The sequence below is a fragment of the Luteimonas sp. Soil_N_1 genome (genome assembly GCF_057656255.1).
The window spans coordinates 506188-524447 of record NZ_JBDGKS010000001.1 but is presented as its reverse complement, the minus strand read 5'-3'; the positions used below and the strand labels follow the sequence as shown (position 1 = coordinate 524447).

General features: G+C 70.8%; 14 protein-coding genes. 4 read left to right on the top strand and 10 right to left on the bottom strand.

The features are described from left to right. The first annotated feature begins 24 nt into the window (after window positions 1-24). Window positions 25-924 carry a hypothetical protein gene (locus AC3A4E_RS02470; RefSeq protein ID WP_487629992.1) on the top strand — a complete coding sequence of 300 codons (900 nt, stop codon included), beginning with the start codon at window positions 25-27 and terminating at the stop codon, window positions 922-924. Between the two features lie 75 nt (window positions 925-999). On the opposite strand, the gene AC3A4E_RS02465 is transcribed toward AC3A4E_RS02470, so the two are convergent. From AC3A4E_RS02465 to AC3A4E_RS02420, 10 genes are all read right to left on the bottom strand, one after another. Further along, window positions 1000-2082, bottom strand: a complete 1083-nt coding sequence (locus AC3A4E_RS02465) for an MlaA family lipoprotein (protein ID WP_487629991.1) — start codon at window positions 2080-2082, stop codon at window positions 1000-1002. Window positions 2083-2120: 38 nt separating this feature from the next. Beyond that, window positions 2121-2408 (bottom strand): STAS domain-containing protein, encoded by a 288-nt coding sequence (locus tag AC3A4E_RS02460; protein WP_232148452.1) that lies wholly within the window; start codon window positions 2406-2408, stop codon window positions 2121-2123. After that, window positions 2408-3070, bottom strand: a complete 663-nt coding sequence (locus tag AC3A4E_RS02455) for an MlaC/ttg2D family ABC transporter substrate-binding protein (RefSeq protein ID WP_487631995.1) — start codon at window positions 3068-3070, stop codon at window positions 2408-2410. Before AC3A4E_RS02455 ends, AC3A4E_RS02460 begins: the two co-directional genes overlap by 1 nt. 5 nt (window positions 3071-3075) lie before the next feature. Next, window positions 3076-3630, bottom strand: a complete 555-nt coding sequence (gene mlaD, locus AC3A4E_RS02450) for an outer membrane lipid asymmetry maintenance protein MlaD (protein ID WP_487629990.1) — start codon at window positions 3628-3630, stop codon at window positions 3076-3078. Between the two features lie 69 nt (window positions 3631-3699). After that, on the bottom strand, window positions 3700-4443 hold the full coding sequence (locus AC3A4E_RS02445; RefSeq protein WP_487629989.1) for an MlaE family lipid ABC transporter permease subunit: 744 nt from the start codon (window positions 4441-4443) through the stop codon (window positions 3700-3702). Next, on the bottom strand, window positions 4440-5243 hold the full coding sequence (locus AC3A4E_RS02440; protein WP_487629988.1) for an ABC transporter ATP-binding protein: 804 nt from the start codon (window positions 5241-5243) through the stop codon (window positions 4440-4442). The genes AC3A4E_RS02445 and AC3A4E_RS02440 overlap by 4 nt, the downstream gene beginning before the upstream one ends. Before the next feature lie 485 nt (window positions 5244-5728). Further along, window positions 5729-5875, bottom strand: a complete 147-nt coding sequence (locus AC3A4E_RS02435) for a hypothetical protein (protein ID WP_487629987.1) — start codon at window positions 5873-5875, stop codon at window positions 5729-5731. A gap of 258 nt (window positions 5876-6133) precedes the next feature. Further along, complete coding sequence (locus AC3A4E_RS02430; RefSeq protein WP_487629986.1) at window positions 6134-7819, bottom strand: phosphoethanolamine transferase; 1686 nt, start codon at window positions 7817-7819, stop codon at window positions 6134-6136. Window positions 7820-7960: 141 nt separating this feature from the next. Next, entirely contained in the window at window positions 7961-8650 is a 690-nt protein-coding gene (locus AC3A4E_RS02425) for a phosphatase PAP2 family protein (RefSeq protein ID WP_487629985.1), read from the bottom strand. Window positions 8651-8670: 20 nt separating this feature from the next. Then, window positions 8671-9033 (bottom strand): diacylglycerol kinase, encoded by a 363-nt coding sequence (locus AC3A4E_RS02420; RefSeq protein ID WP_487629984.1) that lies wholly within the window; start codon window positions 9031-9033, stop codon window positions 8671-8673. 167 nt (window positions 9034-9200) lie between these two features. Between AC3A4E_RS02420 and recC the strand changes: the two genes are divergently transcribed. Genes recC through recD form a run of 3 tightly spaced genes read left to right on the top strand, consistent with a single transcriptional unit; the run spans window position 9201 to window position 18183 of the window. Continuing rightward, complete coding sequence (gene recC, locus AC3A4E_RS02415; protein WP_487629983.1) at window positions 9201-12581, top strand: exodeoxyribonuclease V subunit gamma; 3381 nt, start codon at window positions 9201-9203, stop codon at window positions 12579-12581. Next, window positions 12578-16222: a UvrD-helicase domain-containing protein gene (locus AC3A4E_RS02410; RefSeq protein ID WP_487629982.1), complete on the top strand. Its 3645-nt coding sequence runs from the start codon at window positions 12578-12580 to the stop codon at window positions 16220-16222. Before recC ends, AC3A4E_RS02410 begins: the two co-directional genes overlap by 4 nt. Next, entirely contained in the window at window positions 16219-18183 is a 1965-nt protein-coding gene (recD, locus tag AC3A4E_RS02405) for an exodeoxyribonuclease V subunit alpha (RefSeq protein ID WP_487629981.1), read from the top strand. The genes AC3A4E_RS02410 and recD overlap by 4 nt, the downstream gene beginning before the upstream one ends. The last annotated feature ends 77 nt before the right edge of the window (window positions 18184-18260 follow it).

The window sequence follows — 18260 nt, the reverse complement described above, 5'->3', positions numbered from 1 at the left end:
TATCGCTGACGATGTGCACGGCCAATGACCGCAGTTCCCGACATTTCCCGACAAATTCCCGCCCCTCAGGTACTTGGCGTCCTCGCCCTCGAACTGAGTGGGGAGGCCTCGCCCGCGCGTGGCGCGCTCGACCAGCAGACGGCAGGCGAGCTCGCCGGCCTGCTCGGTCGCGACCTCGGTGCCCTCGTACCGGGCGCGCGCGAGCTCGACCTGGTATTCGCCGCCGCGCACTTCGACCCCGCCGAGCTGCTGCGGCCGGGTTGGCCGGTGCATCGTCGTCTCGACGAGCTGCGCGCGCGGGCGCCGCAGGCCGGACAGGGCGCGCGCATCATCGCGTTCGGTTCCGATGCCGACGGCACGGTGCCGCTGCCGCTGCAGTCCGACCCGCAGCTCGCCGGTGGCCGGCTGCGCGTGCTGCCCTATCTGCTGGTGGGCGAGGCCGCGGCAACGGACGCGGTGTCCGCGCAGATGGAGTCGGTGCTGCTCGATCTGGGTATGGCGCAGGCCGACACGGCCCTGTGCGCGCAGGACGCATTCGGCGCACGCATCGAGCACGCGCGCTACCTGACCCTGCACGACCTGCTGGCGATGACCGCGCTGCAGTACCAGAACCAGGGCCTGGACCCGGTGTGGGATCTGCTGGAAACCGCACTGCTCGCGCCGGATGCCGAGGCCTGGCTCGACGCGCCACCCGAACCGCTGCTGCGGCACGTCGACGGCGAGGTCCGCATCGCGATGCTGTCGCCCGACGACTGGCGCCGCCGCTGCGCCCCCGACACCTCCGCCGACGACCGTCTGGCACGCGGGTTTGCGATGTACGAGGCCCGGCAGCGTCAACTCTCCGCGGTGCTGCAGGCGCATGGCGTGCCTGTGGTGTTCGCGCACGTCGCGCCCGGTGGCGATCCGGTGGCGGCGTTGCGCTGAAGCTCGCGCGCCGCATCGGCCGTGCCAAGAAAAAGCCCCGCATCCGCGGGGCTTTTTCTGTGGCCTGTCAGCCGCTCAGGGCGTCGGCGACAGCGGCACCATCGGCATCACGTCGACCGGCACGGTCGGCATCGCGTCGTCGTCGTAGAGGTAATCCGGCAGGCCGGCTTCGTCGTCGTCTCGATCGGCGCGGCGCACCGACTGGATCTGGTACGCGCGGCGCTGCATCCAGGCGTCTCGGATCAGCGCGTACTCGTCGGTCGCGCCCTCGCGCATGCTGTCGACGGCGAACAGGCGCGTGCGCAGGTCGACCAGCTGCAGACCCTGCAGGCCGTAGCGCCACGGATCGTCGCCGACCTGACGCAGCGGCGACAGCGGCGCATCGCCGACCAGACCGAAGCCATCACGCAGGGTGCGCGGGCCGAACAGCGGCAGTTCGAGGTAACGCGAATCGCGCCAGCCCCACACCCCCATCGTCTGGCCAAAGTCGGCGCTCTGGTTCGGAATCTCCGCATCCGTCGCCGGATCGAAGATGCCGCCGATGCCCAGCGTGCTGTTCACCAGAAAGCGGCCCAGCGACTGGCCGGCGGCCTTCGGACGACCCTGCAGCAGCGCATTGAGTGCGCTGACCGGCTGGCCGAGATTGCTGAAGAAGTTGGTCACGCCCAGACGCACCGGACGCGGCACGACCTTGGCGTATGCCTTGGCCAGCGGCTTGGCGAAGCCGCGGTCGATCGCGCTGTTGAACGCGAACACCTTGCGGTTGAGCGGCTCCCACGGGTCGTAGCTGCGCGGCATCTGCGCAGCTTCCGGGAGCGTCGGATCGTAGACCGGATCGTAGACCGGCTCGCCGTAAAGCGCGGCGTAATCGAGCTCGGCATCGGTCGGCGTGCCGTTGGCAGGCGCGGCGTCGCCGGCCACGCGTGCAGCATCGTCGAAAGCTTCGATGACCACGCCGGTGTCGGGCGCAGCCGGTACGTCGGCGGCGTCGGCATCCGCGGCCGTGGGCACGTCGGCGATGGCAGGCGCGGGCGCGCCGACCGTCTCGGCCACCGGCGAAGGCACGCGATCCCGGGGGGCGCCGTTGCCGGCACAGGCGACGAGCGCTGCCGACGCGATCAGCGGCAGCAGGAAACGGAACGGAGCAAGGGTCGACATCGTCGGAATCCCGAGGGGGGCCGGGGTGGGCAGAAGGGTCACGCGGACACGTAGGCCAGCGTCGGCGTCAATCGGTAGGCGCGGCACAGTTCGGCCAGGCCCGGCGGGGTGCCGTCGACGCGCAGCGCGCCATCGCCGGCGAGCTCGGCCAGCAATGCGAGGCCGGCGCTGTCGAGCGTGGTGACGGCGGACAGGTCCAGCCGCGCGGCACCCGCGCGACCGGCCTGCGCCTGCGACCACAGCGACGGCACCGAGGCGGCGACGACATCACCGGCGAACGCCAGCGCATCGCCATCGCGTCGGACCGAGGCTGCGGCCGTGCCCATCACTCAGCGGTCGCCTGGATTTCGCCGCTGCGCAACTCGCGCGCGACTTCCGGAATCGACTTGCGCTGCAGCGGCGCATCGAACTGCTCGCGGAAGGTGCGCACGAACGACACGCCTTCGACCATCACGTCGAACACCTTCCACGTACCACCGCTCTGGCGCATCAGGAAGTCCACCGGAATCGGCTCGCCGCCGCTGCGCAGCAGTTCGCTCGACACGCGCACGCCCAGGCCACGCGGCAGCGGGGCTTCGGACTTGATGCGCACGCGCAACTGGGTGTTGAAGTCCAGCAGCGACGAACCGTACTTGCGCATCAGGTTGTCGGCCAGCGCATCGCCGAACACCTTGACGTCGGCCTCGGCGGCGCCGCGGCCGTGGCGACCCAGCACCTGGCGCGCCGCGTAGTCGCGGTCGAACATGGTGTTGAATTCGCTGTTGACGAAGGTCTGCAGCGCACCGCGGTCACGGGTGAACTCGGCGCGACGCGATTCCAGCGTCTTGAGCACACGCTCGGTATTGCTCAGCACCAGTTGGCTGGGCGAGCCGGCCTGCGCGGTGCTGGCGGCGGGCGCGGCAGCCGGGCGGGCCTGCGCGAACGCGGCGGCGGGCAGCACCAGCGCGGCAGCGAGGGCGAGCGGCAGGGCGCGACGGATCAGGGGCATACGGATCATGGAAGGACTCCTTCGTCACTGGGGGACGCGTCGGGCGACGCGGTGCCGGCTTCGGGCGCGGCTGGCGTGGCAGCGTCGGCACCTTCGCCGCCGCCGCCGAACATGTACTTGCCGACCATCTGCATCAGATCCACCGCCGGCGACGTGAAGGCGATCTCCTCGCCCGGCTGCAGCACTTCGAGATCGCCACCGACCGACAGGCCGATGTAGCTCTCGCCGAGCAGTCCGCCGGTGAGGATCGCCGCCGAGGTGTCGGCCGGGATCTCGTTGAAACGGTCTTCGATCTTCATCGACACGATCGAGTCGAAGCGCACCGGATCCAGATCGATGCCGGTCACGCGGCCGATGGTCACGCCGCCCACCTTGACCGGCGCGTTGGGACGCAGCTGGCCGAGATTGCTGAAGCGGGCGTTGAGCTCGTACGTGCCGCCGCGGCTGAAACCGAACTGGCCGTTGGTCGAGGCGATCGCCAGCACCAGCAGCGACGCGAGCGCGAGCAGCAGGAATGCGCCGACGGCGAGTTCGAGACGGGGACCACGGGCGCTTGTCATGGGTGTCACCTTTGCAGCGGACCGCCGGGTGCGGCGGTGAAAGAAGGAATCCGGTTCAGGTCGCCGACATCAGCGGAACAGGAAGGCGGACATCACGAAATTGAACATCAGCACCAGCAGCGAGGCATTGACCACCGCGCGCGTCGTCGCGACCGAGGTGCCCTCGATCGTCGGCTCGGCGTGGAAACCGACATATGAGGCGACCAGCGCGGCGGTGCCACCGAACACGGCCGACTTCACGAACGCGGTCAGGAAGTCGTGGCGGAAATCGACCGCGTCCTGCATCGACTGCCAGAACATGCCGTTGTCGATGCCCAGCACCTGCACCGCCTGGAACCAGCTCGCCGACAGCGCGAGGCTGCAGAAGAACGCGGTCAGCAGCGGCACGCAGATCACCGCGGCCCAGAAGCGCGGCGCGACGACCTTGGCCACCGGATCGATCGCCATCAGGCCGAGCGCGGTGATCTGGTCGGTGGCGCGCATCAGACCGAGTTCGGCGGAGATCGAACTGCCGGCGCGGCCGACGAACAGCAATGCGGTCAGCACCGGCGCGAGTTCGCGGTACAGACCCAGACCGATCAGCACGCTGACCTGGTTGCTGGCGCCGTAGGTTTCCAGCGCGCGGTAGCCCAGCAGCGTCAGCGACAAACCGACGAAGGCGCCGCCGACGGCGATGATCGGCAACGAGCGGCCACCGATCTTGTAGATCTCGCGGATCAGCTCGGAGAAGAAATCGGCGGTCGGCTTCGATGCGCGCAGCACCGACAGCGAGAACAGCCCGGCGCGGCCGAGCGAGCGGATCGCGGCGCTCATCGTGCAGCCTCCGTGCGGGCGAGATCGCCGCGGTCGAATGCGATGGGCCCGTCGGGCTCGCCGCGCAGGAACTGGCGCACCAGCGGATCGGTCGTGGCCTCGAGTTCGGCCGGCGTGCCCTGGAACACGATGCATCCGTTGGCGATCACGATCGCGTGGTCGGCGACGGGCAGCGTCTCGTGCACGTGGTGGGTGACGATGATGCTGGTCAGCCCGAGCGAAGCATTGAGGCGACCGATCAGGCTCATGATCACGCCCGAGGCGATCGGGTCCAGCCCGGTCAGCGGCTCGTCGTAGATCATCAACGGCGGATCCAGCGCCAGCGCGCGCGCCAAAGCGACGCGACGGGCCATGCCACCCGACAGCTCGCGCGGATACAGATCGCCGGCGTTGCGCAGGCCCACGGCCTGCAGCTTCATCGCGACCAGACGCGCGATCACCGGCTTCGGCAGCTTGGTGTGCAGACGCAGCGGCAGCGCGATGTTCTCGCCTGCGGTCAGATCGGTCAGCAGGCCGTTGCCCTGCAGCAGCACGCCGATGCCCTTACGCAGTTCCAGCAGCTCGCGCATGCGGGTCGGGACCGGCTCGCCGAAGACTTCGACCGTACCGGCCGCCGGCACCAGCTCACCGGTCAACGCGGACAGCAGCGTCGACTTGCCACTGCCCGAAGGGCCGAGCACGGCGGTCACGCTGCCGCGCGGCACCGACAGGTCGATACCCGACAGCACGCTGCGCCCGCCGCGGTCGAGGCGGACATCGCGCAGCAGCACGGCGGGCACATTGGCGTTGGCGTCGGGCATTCGGCTCGTGGGGTCGTGTCGGGACGATCGCGCAGAGGAACGCGCGAAACCCGCAGAGGATGGCGTGAACAAACTGAATCTTAACCCAGTCGGTGTACTGGCGAGTACAGAAATTGTCCCGCAGCCGGTTGTTGCGTCCCGCGAGGGCGATGCCCGATGGATCATGGATCGCGTGATCGAGCTGCCGCGCCTTCCGCATGCGTGGAGGACGCGTCGAAGAGGCGTTGCGCTACCCCGATGTCGCGTCGATATCGAGGGCGCCATGCCTGCGCACCGGTGACTGACCTGCATGCACCTTCTTCAGCCGTGCGCACGACGGCTGCACGCGCTTTCCGCAGGAACCGCCCTCGATAGACGAAGGTGCCGGACTGACGGCTAGCGGTCCGGATGTGCCAGTTATCGCCAGCAGTACAAAGGCTGGCCGACTACGCGGCGCTGGCGGTTCTCAGCGCAGATGTCCGGGGTCTGTCACCCGGCACAAGCGGTCAGCCGACGAGATGCTGCCCGGGCGCGGGAAAGCACTCGTCTTCCATCTCACCCGGCTTGCGCGCCTGCTGCGGCGCAGGCGGGTACGTCATCGCGCGGACGTCCGGGACGGGACTGCGCTGCGTCGAAAAGGATTGCTCACACATGCGCGTCTCCATCCACAACTCCACTTGAGGCGCGCACGCTAATGGCGCCCCCGTGAAGCGGGCGCATGGCCGCAGCATTCATCGTTCCCACGCATCAGGACGCGTGCATGCATGGCATCCGTCGCGGCAGCAGGTGACACGCAGCGTGTTGCGCGAGGCTCGAACCGGCCGGACGTGCGGCACACCGCACCGGCTGTCTGGCAGCGGCTGCATCCGCGCCATCGGAGGCGATGGCGCTTGAGGCCTGACCGGGTGCCGTTAACCCGTATTGCAATGCCCGGCGATGTCGCGCGACCGGTCGTAGGCACGTGTGGCGATGTCGAAGAACCCCAGTACGGACGGGAACAGATCGTCGTGGGAGTGCGGCGCCTGCGCGGCATCGGTGACGCAGGCCAGATCGAGGCCCATCGATCGCGCCGAACTGGCCGCGGTCCACAGCACCATCGGCACGTGCAGCTGCTGCGCCGGCGCGATCGGGTACGGCGCGCCATGCAGGAACAGGCCGTACTCGCCCAGTGATTCGCCGTGGTCGGAGACGTACAGCAGCGCGCTGTCGCGATCGGTGCGTGCGGCGAGCAGATCGATCAGCTGACCCAGCACGTGGTCGGTGTACAGGACCGCGTTGTCGTAGGCGTTGACGATGTCCGGCTTCGCGCACCGGGCGAGATCGATGCTGGTGCAGGTGGGACGGTAGCGCTCGAAGGCATCGGGATAGCGCTCGAAATAGGCGGGCCCATGGTTGCCCAGCATGTGCAGCACCAGCAGCGTATCGCCCTGTGCGGTGTCGAGGCGCTGGCGCAGCGCGGCCACGAGCACTGCGTCGAGACAGCGACCCTCGCGGCAGGCGGCCGGATCGATCGCCGCAGTCATGGTCTCCATGCCCGTACCGGCGCACACGCCCTTGCAGCCCGACTGGTTGTCCAGCCAGTCGACGGTGACACCCGTGCGGGCGACGACGTCGAGCAGGCTCTGCTGTGCGCGGATCGCATCGCGGTCGTAGGCGGCGCGGCCGATCGCCGAGAACATGCAAGGCAACGACACCTCGGTACTGCTGCCGCAGGCAGTGACATCGGGGAAGTTCACCACACCGTGCGCACGCAGTACCGGGGTGGTGTCGCGGACGTACCCGTTGAGTCCCCAATGATCGGCGCGTACCGTTTCGCCGACCACCAGCACCAGCAGACGCGGCCGGCGCATCACCGGCGTCGTCGTCTGTCGCGCATCGGTCGCCACCGGCTGGCGCTCACCCGGCGGCACTTCGTCGCGCTCACCCGTGGCGCGGACCAGCGACACCAGATAGTTGCCTGGCGTGATCCGGTAGCGCAGCGCGTGGTCGGCACGCACCAGCGAAAAGATGCCCTGCGATGCACTGCCGATCGCGCCGGCCGCCAGCACGGCCATCGCCAGCAGGAACACCGCACGACGCACGAACGCGCGCCCGAGCGTGTGGCGACGCACTGGCGTCAGCGCCACCAGCACCGCGGGCACGACGCCCTGCACCAGCACGTGCAGCACCAGGCCGAACGACAGCAGTTCGCGGCTCTCTGCAGGATCGGTGCGCAGCACGTTGTGGATCATCTCCACGTCGAACAGCACCGCGTAGTGGCTCGCGTAGAACGACGCGAACGCCGTCACCACCAGCAGCGTGCACAGCACCGGCTTGAGCAGGCGCCCACCTGCGAACAGTCCGAACAGCAGCGCATGCAACGCGACCAGCGCGACGCCGAATGCCACCTGCACGAACACCCCGCTGCCGGCGTCATGGACCGAGCGCCAGAAAGGCGTATTGGCGAACAGCACGAAGAACACGGACACCGTGAGCAGCAGCGCTTCCGACGGCCAGGGCTGCAGCGTCGTGACACGCAGGCGCGCAGCGCTGCCCCACCCCATCTCGCCGGCACCTTCGCCCGGCTGCGACTCGATCGCCGCGGCATGCAGCGCCATCGCCGATCGGCTCGACGCACGTCCATCCGCTGCGTCCTCGTGCTTCCGCATTCCGTCCAACTCGCTCATACCGGAACAGCCCGGCCCCTACAGGCTCGTGGCGCCGGTGTCGGAGGACCGTGGGAACGGTGTTGCGTGGACTTAACGCGGAGCCGCGTCCGGCATCGTCGCTGATGGCCAGAGCCAGTACACCGACAGCGTCATCGCAACGCCGGTGCACAGCAGCAGGGCTGCCACGTCGTGCGACAGGAAATGCGCGCCACGCAACTGCTGGGTCACGCCGAACACACCGCCCAGTGCGAGTCCGCCCCACAAGCCACGCCACCGCCAGCGCGGTGCGACGCGCGCCAACGCGAAGTACAGCGCGATCCATGCGTAACCGGCGCCCGCATGCCCAGCCGGGAAACAGGTGCCCGCACCGCGCAGCGGCGGTGACCAGATGCGCTCGCCGCCATACCGCAGCAGGTCCCATGGGCAATCGATGCCGCTGACGCGTTTGAGCGCCGCCACCAGCACCGCGCACAGCGCGACTGCCGCCACCAGATAGCGCAGCGCGGCGCGCCAGTGCACCGGCAGGACCTGTCGCCGGGCATCGAGCGCCATGACGCTGGCGCCCACGGCCCACGCGAGCACGGTCAGGAACCGTCCTCCGTCGTGGAGCAGACGCGACGTCCACCAGGCATCGCGCAACGCCCAGTGGCCGCCCTCCCAGCGATAGAGCCGGTCCGCCAGCCAGACATCGCCGCCGTAGTGCTGCAATGCGAAGGTCAGCAGCGCGGCCGCGACCAGTCCGCCGACGGCACCCGGCCACGCCTGTCGCGCCCGCGACATCGACGGCTGCTCCGCCACGCTCACCACAGCAAGCAGGCCCACACCGCCGCGTGCAGCAGCAGGCTCACCGTGACCGCCGCGGATCCCGCGTCCTTGGCCTTGCCCGACAGCGGATGCCGCTCGACGCCGATCCGGTCGATCGCCGCCTCGACTGCCGTGTTGAGCAGCTCGACCACGAACACCAGTCCAAGCGTGACCAGCAACAACGCACGCCACAGCGGCGCGATGTCGAGCAGGCACACCGCCGGCACGACGCACGCCGCCAGCACCGCCTCCTGGCGGAACGCCGCCTCGCTGCGCCAGGTGTCGCGCATGCCCCGCATGGAATGGCCGAGGGCGGCGCGCAGGCGCGCGGCGCCTGTGCTGTAAGGTGTCACAGCCATCGTCGAGCCCTGCCGGCGAACAGGGGCCGGCGCGCCGCGCAGCCTTGAGGCATCCACGTCGGAGGCGCGTCGGAACCACGTTCGGATTGCATTGGGAACGGCAACCGTCCTCGTACGCGGTCCATCGGATCGCAGGCAATGCGACGCACTGCGGCACAATCATCCCGATGACCGCATCGCCCGCGCCCGACTTCCGTGTCTACCACTCCAACGCGCTCGACGTGCTTGCTGCGCTGATGGCGGCGCAGTTGCGCGAGCAGGTGCCCGGGCAGTCGCCGCTGGCGCCGGACATCGTGCTGATTCCGCAGGTCGCGATGCGGCGCTGGCTGCAGGCGACGCTCGCGGCCGCGCATGGCGTGGCGGCGAATCTGGAGTTCCTGACGCCGGGCGAGTTCGTGCGCCAGGCGCTCGATGCCAACCGGCCGTCCGGGGACAGTGCCGACGACACCGAACTCGATGCCGCGACGCTGCGCTGGCATCTCTACGCCGCGCTGACCGACACCGGCTTCATGGCCCAGCCCGCGTTGCGTGCACTGGCCGCACACGTCGACGGTGCCGACCCGCTGCGCGCGTGGTCGCTGGCCGGTGAACTCGCGGCGGTGTTCGAGAAGTACCAGGCGTGGCGCCGCGAGTGGCTGCTGCGCTGGGAAGGCGGCGCCGATGCCGAGGATCCGCAGGCGATGCTGTGGCGGCGGGTCGCGCGCCACCACACGCATCGCGCGCGTCGCATCCAGACCTATCTCGACCGCTTCGAATCCGGCAGCGCCCCCTTGCCCGCAGGCCTGCCGCCGCGGCTGTTCGCGTTCGCCACGCTCAATGTCTCGCCCGACGTGCTGCGCGTGCTGGCGACGCAGGCGCGGGTCGGCACGCTGCATTTCTATGTGCCGTCGCCGACGCGCGACTACTGGGGCGACCTGCAGCGCGCGCGCCCGGGCGAAGCGATCGACGCGCCGCCCGACAATCCCCTGCTGCAGGCCTGGGGCGCGGCCGGTCGCGACTTCATGGCGGTGCTCGGCGGGTACGAGGTGGTGCATCCGACCGGCGAGATTCCGGCGCATGTCGATCCCGATACGCGCGGACCGCATCGCGACGGTCTGCTGCAGCGCCTGCAGTCGGACCTGTTCCACCGCCGCGCGACACCCGGCGCGCCGTTGCGCGACGCCGTCGACCGTCACGACGCCAGCCTGCAGGTGCACGCCTGCCACACCCGCCTGCGCGAACTGCAGGTGCTGCACGACCAGTTGCAGGCGCTGTTCGAGGATCCCCGTTTCGACCCGCCGCTGCAGCCGCGCGAAGTCGCGGTGCTGGCGCCGGACATCGATCCCTACATCCCGTATCTCGATGCGGTGTTCGGCGGTCGCGGCCATGACGGCGCGATGCCGTATGCGCTGGCCGATGCCAGTCCGCTCGCGGGCGAGCCGCTGGCCGAAGTGTTCGTGCGCCTGCTGGGTCTGCCCGTCGCGCGCTTCGGGCTCAACGAAACGCTCGACCTGCTCGCCAGTCCACCGCTGGCCGAAGCCGCCGGACTCGATGCCGTGGCCTTCGACCGTCTGCATGCATGGCTCGGCGCTGCCGGGGCGCGTTGGGGGCTCGACGCCGCGCATCGCGCGCGTCTGGATGCGCCCGCCGACGATGCCTACACCTGGGCGTTCGCGCTCGACCGTCTGCTGCTCGGCCATGCCAGCGGCAGCGATGCGTCGATCGTGTCGGCGAACGGCCAGCAGGTCGCGCCGCTGCCGGATCTCGAAGGCAGTGCGCTCGATGCGCTCGATACCCTGCTGCGCCTGTTGCGCGTGCTGGCGCAGAACGCGCGCGTGCTCGGCGAGGCAATGCCGCCCGATGCCTGGCGCGCACGTCTGCTCGGCCTGCTGGATGCATTGCTGCCGCGCACGCCGACCTCGCCGTCCACCCAGCGTGCACTGGACCGGTTGCGCACGCTGGTCGACGACTTCGCCAGCGAAGCGAAGCGCGCCGAATTCGATGCGCCGGTACCGCCTGAGGCGGTGCGCGCCCATTTCGCGGGTGTGCTCGGTGAAGCCGACACGCGCGCGCCGCTGTTGACCGGCGGCATCAGCATCGGCCGCATGGTGCCGATGCGCCTGCTGCCGTTCCGCGCGATCTGCCTGCTGGGCATGAACGATAGCGACTTCCCGCGGCGCGATCCCGCCGCCGGCCTCAACCGTCTGGTCGCCGAACTCGGCACCGACCGGCGCAGGCCCGGCGACCGGTCGACGCGCGACGACGACCGCTTCCTGTTCCTGCAGCTGTTCGCCGCGGCGCAGGATGTCTTCTACGTCAGCTACCAGGGCGCCGACCCGCGCGACGGCAGCACGCGCGAACCCTCGGTGCTGGTGACCGAACTGCTGGCCGCCGCAGCCGCGCAGCACACACCCGAATCGGACGCCGCAAGAACACTGGTCGTGCAGCACCCGCTGCAGCCGTTCGCGCCTGCCGCGTTCGGCGCCGGCGACGAACCGCGACGCTTCTCCTACCGCGCGCAGTGGTGGCCGGCGGCCGCCGCGCCGACGCAGCGCCGTCACCCGCTGCCGCCGTGGTTCGACGGCGCCGCCCTGCCACCGCTCGAACCCGAGACCTCGCTGTCGCTCGACACGCTGCGGCGGTTCCTGCAGGCGCCGGCCGATGCGTTCCTGCGTCAACGCCTCGGCCTGCGACTGGCCGAGGTCGAAGACGTCGACAGCGACATCGAGCCCCTGCTCGGCCCCGGTCGCGGACTGGAGAAACAGCAGCTGCAGCGCGCGGTCTTCGATGCACGACTGCGCGGCGACGACGACGCGACCACGCAGGCATTGCTGCGTGCGCGTGGCCTGCTGCCGTCCGGGCCGCTCGGCCGCCGCACGCTCGAAGCGGTGCATCGCGAGGTGGACGCGTACGCCGACCTGTTCGGTGACTGGCGCGCCGGCGCGCCGGCCGATGCGCCGCGTGTCGAGGTCGATCTCGACATCCCCGGCCACGGCCCGCTGCGCCTGCACGGCCGTATCGGCGACGTCTACCCGCAGGGCATCGCACGCCTGCGCTTCGACGCGCCGAACGGCAACTCGACCATCCGCGACGGACTCGACTGGCTGCTGGCCGAAGCCGCCGGCCTCGGCACGCCGATGGTGCAGTTCCACGATGCCGGCGAGTTCGGCAAGGGACCGCACGTGCGTCGACACCTGCCCGCATCCGAGGCGCGCGAGGTCCTGGCGCAGCTGGTCGCAATGCGTGCGCAGGGCCTGCGTGCACCGCTGGTGTTCGCGCCCTACAGCGGCTGGGCGCTCTACGACGCGCCTACGCTGGAACGCGGCCTCGATGCCGCCGCGAAGAAGTGGCGCGGCAGCGACCGCAGCTGGGGCGAGGGCAACGGTGAAGCGCTCCGGCTCGCCCTGCGCGGCCGCGACCCCTTCGCCGATGCCGCCACACGCGTTGCATTCGTCGACCAGGCAATGGCGATCTTCCTCGCCGTCGCCGCCGGTCAGCGCTACGACGGCACCGACCCAGACGCCCTGCGCGCCCTGGCCGCCGGACTCGACATGGAAGACGCCGAATGAACGCCGCACGCGATCCATTCCTCGATCTGCCGCTCGACGGCGTCCGCGCGATCGAAGCCTCCGCCGGCACCGGCAAGACCTTCACCCTGGCGACGCTCGTCGTGCGCCTCGTCGTCGAGGGCGGCCTGCGGATCGGGCAGATCCTTGCGGTCACCTTCACCGAAGCGGCCACGCAGGAACTGCGCAGCCGCATCCGCGCGCGCCTCGTGCTGGCGGCCGAACTGGTCGGCACACCGGCGTGTGCAAGCGAGTCGCCGGAAGCAACGCTCACGCGCGCGGTGATCGACGGGCATCTCGGCGCCGGTCACGAAGCCGCTGCAGACCTGCAGCGCCGCCTGCGCATCGCCGCCGACGAGATCGACCTCGCCGCGATCTTCACCATCCACGGCTTCTGCGCGCGCGTGCTGCGCGACCACGCACTGGAATCGGGCCAGGGCTTCGACGCGCCCGAACTGATGGCCGACGACGCCCGCCTGCGTGATGCGATCGCGGCCGACCTGTGGCGCGCGCACGGCGTCGACGCCGATGCCGCGGACGATCTGATCGGCCTGTGGCCCGCGGGCCACACCGCGCTGGCCGGCGACCTGTCGCCGCTGGTGCGCGAGCGCGTGCTGCGACCGGCGCTGGCCGAACTGCCCGACGATCCCACGCCGCGCCTGCGCCGTGCGGCCACCGCATTGCATGACGCGGTGTCCGCGCAGGGCGACGACTTCCGCGCGGCCCTGCTCACCGCAGTCGAGAACAAGGTGCTGCACGGCGGCAGCTACAAGGCCGCGTGGATCCACGCACTGTTCGATGCATTGCGCGACTGGTGCGCCGCCGGCAATCCCGACACGCCGTTCGCGCACGACAAGCTCGGCAACCTCACCCGCGACACGTTGCTCGCCCGCACCAGCAAGGGCGGTGCGGGGCGCACGCCGGAATCGACGATCTGCGACGCGGTGCCGGCCTACATCGACGCGCTCGCAGCCGTCTCAGAATTCCAGGACGCGCGCCGCGTCGAGCTGCTGCATCGCCTGCGCAGCGATGCGCGCAACCGCGTCGCGCGGTTCAAGCAGCAGCAGCGCGTGCAGACCTACGACGATCTGATCGACCACGTTGCCGATGCGATCGAAGGGCCGCAAGCCGACGCGCTGGTCGCCCGCTTGCGTGCGCAGTACGCGGTCGCGCTCGTCGACGAATTCCAGGACACCGACCCGCGCCAGTGGCGGATTTTCGAACGCGTGTTCGGCGTCGCCAGTGGCGCGCCCGCGCTGTTCGTCATCGGCGATCCCAAGCAGGCGATCTACGGCTTCCGTGGCGGCGACGTCGAAACCTATCTGGCCGCGCGTGCCACTGCCGAGCCCGCACCGCCGCTGTCGTCGAACTTCCGCTCGCGTCCCGGCGTGCTGCGCGCGATCGCCGCGCTGTACGCACAGGCGCAGCACGCGCACGAGGCCGCGCCCGACAAGGTGCCGCCTCCGTTCGTCGATCCGCGCATCGCGTTCTTCGAAGTCGCCCCCGGTGGCGTGCGGCAGGACAGCGACTTCCTCCGCAACGGCGCCGCCGCGCCCGCACTCACGCTGTGGCAGGCGCCGCCGCCCGAGCCCGACGACGCCGGCAAGGTGAAGCCGCACAGCGCCGGCCGGTCGCGCGAGCTCGCCACCCAGGCCTGCGTGGCTGCAATCCACGCCGTCCTCGGCGAATCGCGCGCAGGACGCGCGACCATCCAAGGCCGCGCGGTGCAGCCCGGCGACATCGCGGTGCTGGTCCGCAGCCACGCCGAAGCCACGCGCATCCGCAGCGCACTGGCGCAGGTCGGCATTCCCGCGGTCGCGGCCGGCAAGCAGAGCCTGTTCGCCACACCCGAGGCGCGCGACGTGCATGCGCTGCTGCTCGCCCTGCTGCACGGCGCCGACGACGGCCGCCTGCGCATGGCGCTGTCGACGGTGCTCGTCGGCGAGGACGCGTCGCGGATCGCCGCGCTCAGCGATCCTGCCGACAGCCGCGATGGCGATGCATTGCGCGCCTGGCAGCACACCGCGCTGGGCTGGCGTGACCGCCTGCAGCGTGGTGGCCCGCTCGCCCTCATCACCGGCCTGTGCAGCGAGCACGCCGGCCGCCTGCTGGCACTGCTGGACGGCGAACGCCGGCTCACCAACTACCTGCAGCTGGCCGAACTGCTGCAGGAAGCACAGGCGCACGCACTGGGCCTGCACGGCCTGGTCGACTGGCTGGCGCACGCGATCGCCGCGGCCAGCAGCGACGACGACAGCCAGCTGCTGCGGCTGGAATCCGACGCGCGCCGCGTGCAGGTGGTCACCCTGCACAAGAGCAAGGGCCTGGAATATCCGCTGGTGTTTCTGCCGTTCGCCGGCATCGGCAGCAAGCCGCGCGACGCCGGACGCCACGTCAGCGTGCCCGGCGACGACGGCCGTGTGCTGCACTGGAAACTGCTGCAGCAGACCTCCGGCTGGGACGCGGCGAAGGCGCGCTGGAACGATGCGCAGCGCGCCGAGGATGCGCGTCTGCTGTACGTCGGCCTGACCCGCGCCCGCCACGCGCTGTGGCTCGCCGGTGGTCCGTTTTTCAGTCACGACAAGGCCGCGATCGCGCGGATGATCGACACGCCGGCTGCCTTGCAGACGGCACTCGGCGATGCGCTGCAGGTCGACACGCAGCCGCCGCCCGACACGCTGCCGTGGATGCCGCCCGAGTCCGACGACGCGGTGCCCGACGCACGCATCGCCAGCCGCAGCCTCGCCAGCGACTGGTGGGTCTACAGCTTCACCCAGCTGTCGAATGCCGATGCCGGCAGCGACGTGTCGAGCGCCGCCACACAGCCCGCGCCCGGTGGACAGGACGAACCCGCTGCCACGCTGGACGCCACGCCCGACACCGACACCTTCGACCCGCGTTTCGCCGGCGCGCGTTTCGGCGTGGTGCTGCACGACGTGCTCGAGCGCAGCGACTTCGCCCGCTGGTCGCAATGGACGCCCGGCGACGCGGCGCCTGCAGCGGATGCCGACATCATCGTCGAGCGCCTGCGCGCGGCCGGCTACACCGGCGAGGACATCGACGACGGCCTCGCCGTGCTTACCCCGCTGGTCGGACAGACCCTGACCGTGCCGCTGCCCGAAGGCGTGCGCCTGTCCGACGTACCGGCCGACCGGCGCCGGCCCGAGATCGAGTTCCAGTTCGCACTGGCGCCGACGCGCATCGATGCGCTGCTCGCGCTGCTGCACACGCACGGCATCTCGACCGCGCGCAGCGGCTTCGGCCTGCGCCGTCGGCTCGAAGGCCTGATGACCGGCCTGATCGATCTGACCTACCTCGTGGATGGCCGCTGGTACGTGCTCGACTACAAGACCAACCGCCTGCCCGGCTACGCGCCCGCGCACCTCGAAGCGGCGATGGCGCACAGCGAGTACGACCTGCAGGCGCTGATCTACACCGTCGCCCTGCACCGCTGGCTGCGCTTCCGCCTCGGCGACGGCTACGACTACGCCCGCGATTTCGGAGGCGCGCGCTATCTGTTCTGTCGCGGCCTCGATGCCACGCGAGAAGATGCGCCCGGTGTGCGCGTCTGGCGGTTCGCGCCCGAGCTGGTGCACGCGCTGGATGGCCTTTTCGCCGGTGTCGCGGTGGAGGACGCCGCATGAGCCTGCTCACGTCCCTGCGCGAGGCCGGCGTGCTGCGCCCGCTCGACCACGCCCTGGCGCAGTCACTGCGCCGGCTCGATCCCGACACACCCGATCTCGTACTCGCGGCTGCCGCGCTGGCCTCGCTCGCGGTCGCCAACGGCCACGCAGGTTTCTCGCCGGCCGACCCGAAGCGCCTGATCGATGCCGACATCGCCTGGCCCGCGCCCGACGTCTGGCGCGCCGCGCTGCAGGCCTCGCGCTGGGTGTCCACGCCGCAGGCGGCAGATACCGATGCCGCGCCCGACATGCCGCTGGTACTCGAAGGCGCGCACGGCGCCGACCTGCTGTACCTGCGGCGTTACCGCGAGTACGAACACCGCCTCGTGCAGGGGCTGCGCCGCATCGGCGCCGCCACGCCAGAGCTCGATGCGTTCGACACGCTTGCGCCGCTGTTCGACACGCTGTTCCCCGCCGCGCGCGATGCCGCTGACGCCGACCTGCAGGCGCGCGCCGCAGCCGTCGCGCTGCGCCATGCACTCGTGCTCGTCACCGGCGGCCCCGGCACCGGCAAGACCACCACCATCACCCGCCTGCTGGTGCTGCTGGTCGCGCAGGCCCTGCAGGCCGGGCGCCCCGCGCCCCGCATCGCACTGGCGGCGCCGACCGGCCGCGCCGCCGAGCGCATGGCCGAAAGCCTGCGCCGCGCCGTACTGGCACTGGGCGAAGCCGGTGTCGATGCCGCGTTGCTCGCCGCGCTGCCCACTGCGGGCACCACGCTGCACCGCCTGCTCGGCACCATTCCCGATTCGCCGACCTTCCGGCACCACGCCGACAACCCGTTGCCGTGCGATGTCGTCATCGTCGACGAAGCCTCGATGATCGACCTGCCGCTGATGGCGAAGCTGGTCGAGGCCGTCGCTGACGGCGCGCGCCTCGTGCTGCTGGGCGACCCGGACCAGCTGCCGTCGGTCGAAGCAGGCGACGTGCTGAGCGGCATCCTCGGCGCGACCGGTGACGGCACGGCCCTGGCCGACGACGATGCGGCCGCGCTACAAAGCCTGCTCGGCGCATCGGCCGCTGCGGACACGCGACCGACACCGTCGTCGACATCGCCCGCATTTCCCGGCCGCCGCATCCACCTGCAACGCGGCTACCGCCAGAGCGCGGCGCTCGATCTCGCCCCGCTCGCCACCGCCGTGCGCGACGGCGATGCCGATACCGCGCTGTCGTTGCTGCGCGGTGGCGCGCTGTCGGGCGTGCACTTCCACGAACACGAGACCGACCCGCTGCAGGTCCATCGCGACGCGCTGCTCGCACACTGGACCGCACTCGCCGACACCCGCGATCCCGCCGAAGCGCTCGCGCGTGCGTCGCGCCTGCGCATTCTCACCGCCGTGCGCGAGGGGCCGCAGGGCGCACGCGGTCTCAATGCACGCATCGAAGCGATGCTTTCAGGCAGCGGCACCGGTGGCGCATCGCGGCGTGGCAGCAGCGCGGCGTATTTCCACGGCCGCCTGCTGCTGATCACCGAGAACAGCTATCGCCACCGCCTGTTCAACGGCGACATCGGCGTGTGCCTGGCCGACACCGACGGCAGCGTCATGGCCTGGTTCCCCGGCGACGACGCACGCACGCCGCGGCACTTCCATCCCGCCGCGCTGCCGGGGCACGACAGCGCATTCGCGATGACCGTGCACAAGGCGCAGGGCTCGGAGTTCGACACCGTGTGGCTGGTCCTGCCCGACCGCTTCAACCGCGTGCTGTCGCGCGAGCTGGTCTACACCGGCATGACCCGCGCGCGCAGCGCACTGCACGTCGTCGGTGGCGCACCGGTGCTGCGCGCCGCACTCGAACGTCATGCGAGCCGCTGGTCGGGCCTGGGCTGGCGGCTGGGTGCACGCGTCGACATCGATGCGCCGGCGGCGCCCGCAGCGATCTCCGCAGCCGAGCCGCCACCGGAGCAGGGCGCCCTGTTCTGAGGGCGTCGCGGCTGAACACCGCGCGCGGACTTAGGGTCGGCCCCAGCTTGTCCGCGCAGCCGCCGCGGACGAGCCTG

What these genes read in the sequence shown, in the direction of transcription:
- AC3A4E_RS02470 (WP_487629992.1), top strand. Translation starts at nt 25, where the DNA reads ATGACCGCAGTTCCCGACATTTCCCGACAAATTCCCGCCCCTCAGGTA.
- AC3A4E_RS02420 (WP_487629984.1), bottom strand. Translation starts at nt 9,033, where the DNA reads ATGGCTGTGACACCTTACAGCACAGGCGCCGCGCGCCTGCGCGCCGCC.
- AC3A4E_RS02445 (WP_487629989.1), bottom strand. Translation starts at nt 4,443, where the DNA reads ATGAGCGCCGCGATCCGCTCGCTCGGCCGCGCCGGGCTGTTCTCGCTG.
- recD (WP_487629981.1), top strand. Translation starts at nt 16,219, where the DNA reads ATGAGCCTGCTCACGTCCCTGCGCGAGGCCGGCGTGCTGCGCCCGCTC.
- AC3A4E_RS02425 (WP_487629985.1), bottom strand. Translation starts at nt 8,650, where the DNA reads ATGTCGCGGGCGCGACAGGCGTGGCCGGGTGCCGTCGGCGGACTGGTC.
- AC3A4E_RS02455 (WP_487631995.1), bottom strand. Translation starts at nt 3,070, where the DNA reads ATGCCCCTGATCCGTCGCGCCCTGCCGCTCGCCCTCGCTGCCGCGCTG.
- recC (WP_487629983.1), top strand. Translation starts at nt 9,201, where the DNA reads ATGACCGCATCGCCCGCGCCCGACTTCCGTGTCTACCACTCCAACGCG.
- AC3A4E_RS02440 (WP_487629988.1), bottom strand. Translation starts at nt 5,243, where the DNA reads ATGCCCGACGCCAACGCCAATGTGCCCGCCGTGCTGCTGCGCGATGTC.
- AC3A4E_RS02435 (WP_487629987.1), bottom strand. Translation starts at nt 5,875, where the DNA reads ATGTGTGAGCAATCCTTTTCGACGCAGCGCAGTCCCGTCCCGGACGTC.
- AC3A4E_RS02460 (WP_232148452.1), bottom strand. Translation starts at nt 2,408, where the DNA reads ATGGGCACGGCCGCAGCCTCGGTCCGACGCGATGGCGATGCGCTGGCG.
- AC3A4E_RS02430 (WP_487629986.1), bottom strand. Translation starts at nt 7,819, where the DNA reads ATGGCGCTGCATGCCGCGGCGATCGAGTCGCAGCCGGGCGAAGGTGCC.
- mlaD (WP_487629990.1), bottom strand. Translation starts at nt 3,630, where the DNA reads ATGACAAGCGCCCGTGGTCCCCGTCTCGAACTCGCCGTCGGCGCATTC.
- AC3A4E_RS02465 (WP_487629991.1), bottom strand. Translation starts at nt 2,082, where the DNA reads ATGTCGACCCTTGCTCCGTTCCGTTTCCTGCTGCCGCTGATCGCGTCG.
- AC3A4E_RS02410 (WP_487629982.1), top strand. Translation starts at nt 12,578, where the DNA reads ATGAACGCCGCACGCGATCCATTCCTCGATCTGCCGCTCGACGGCGTC.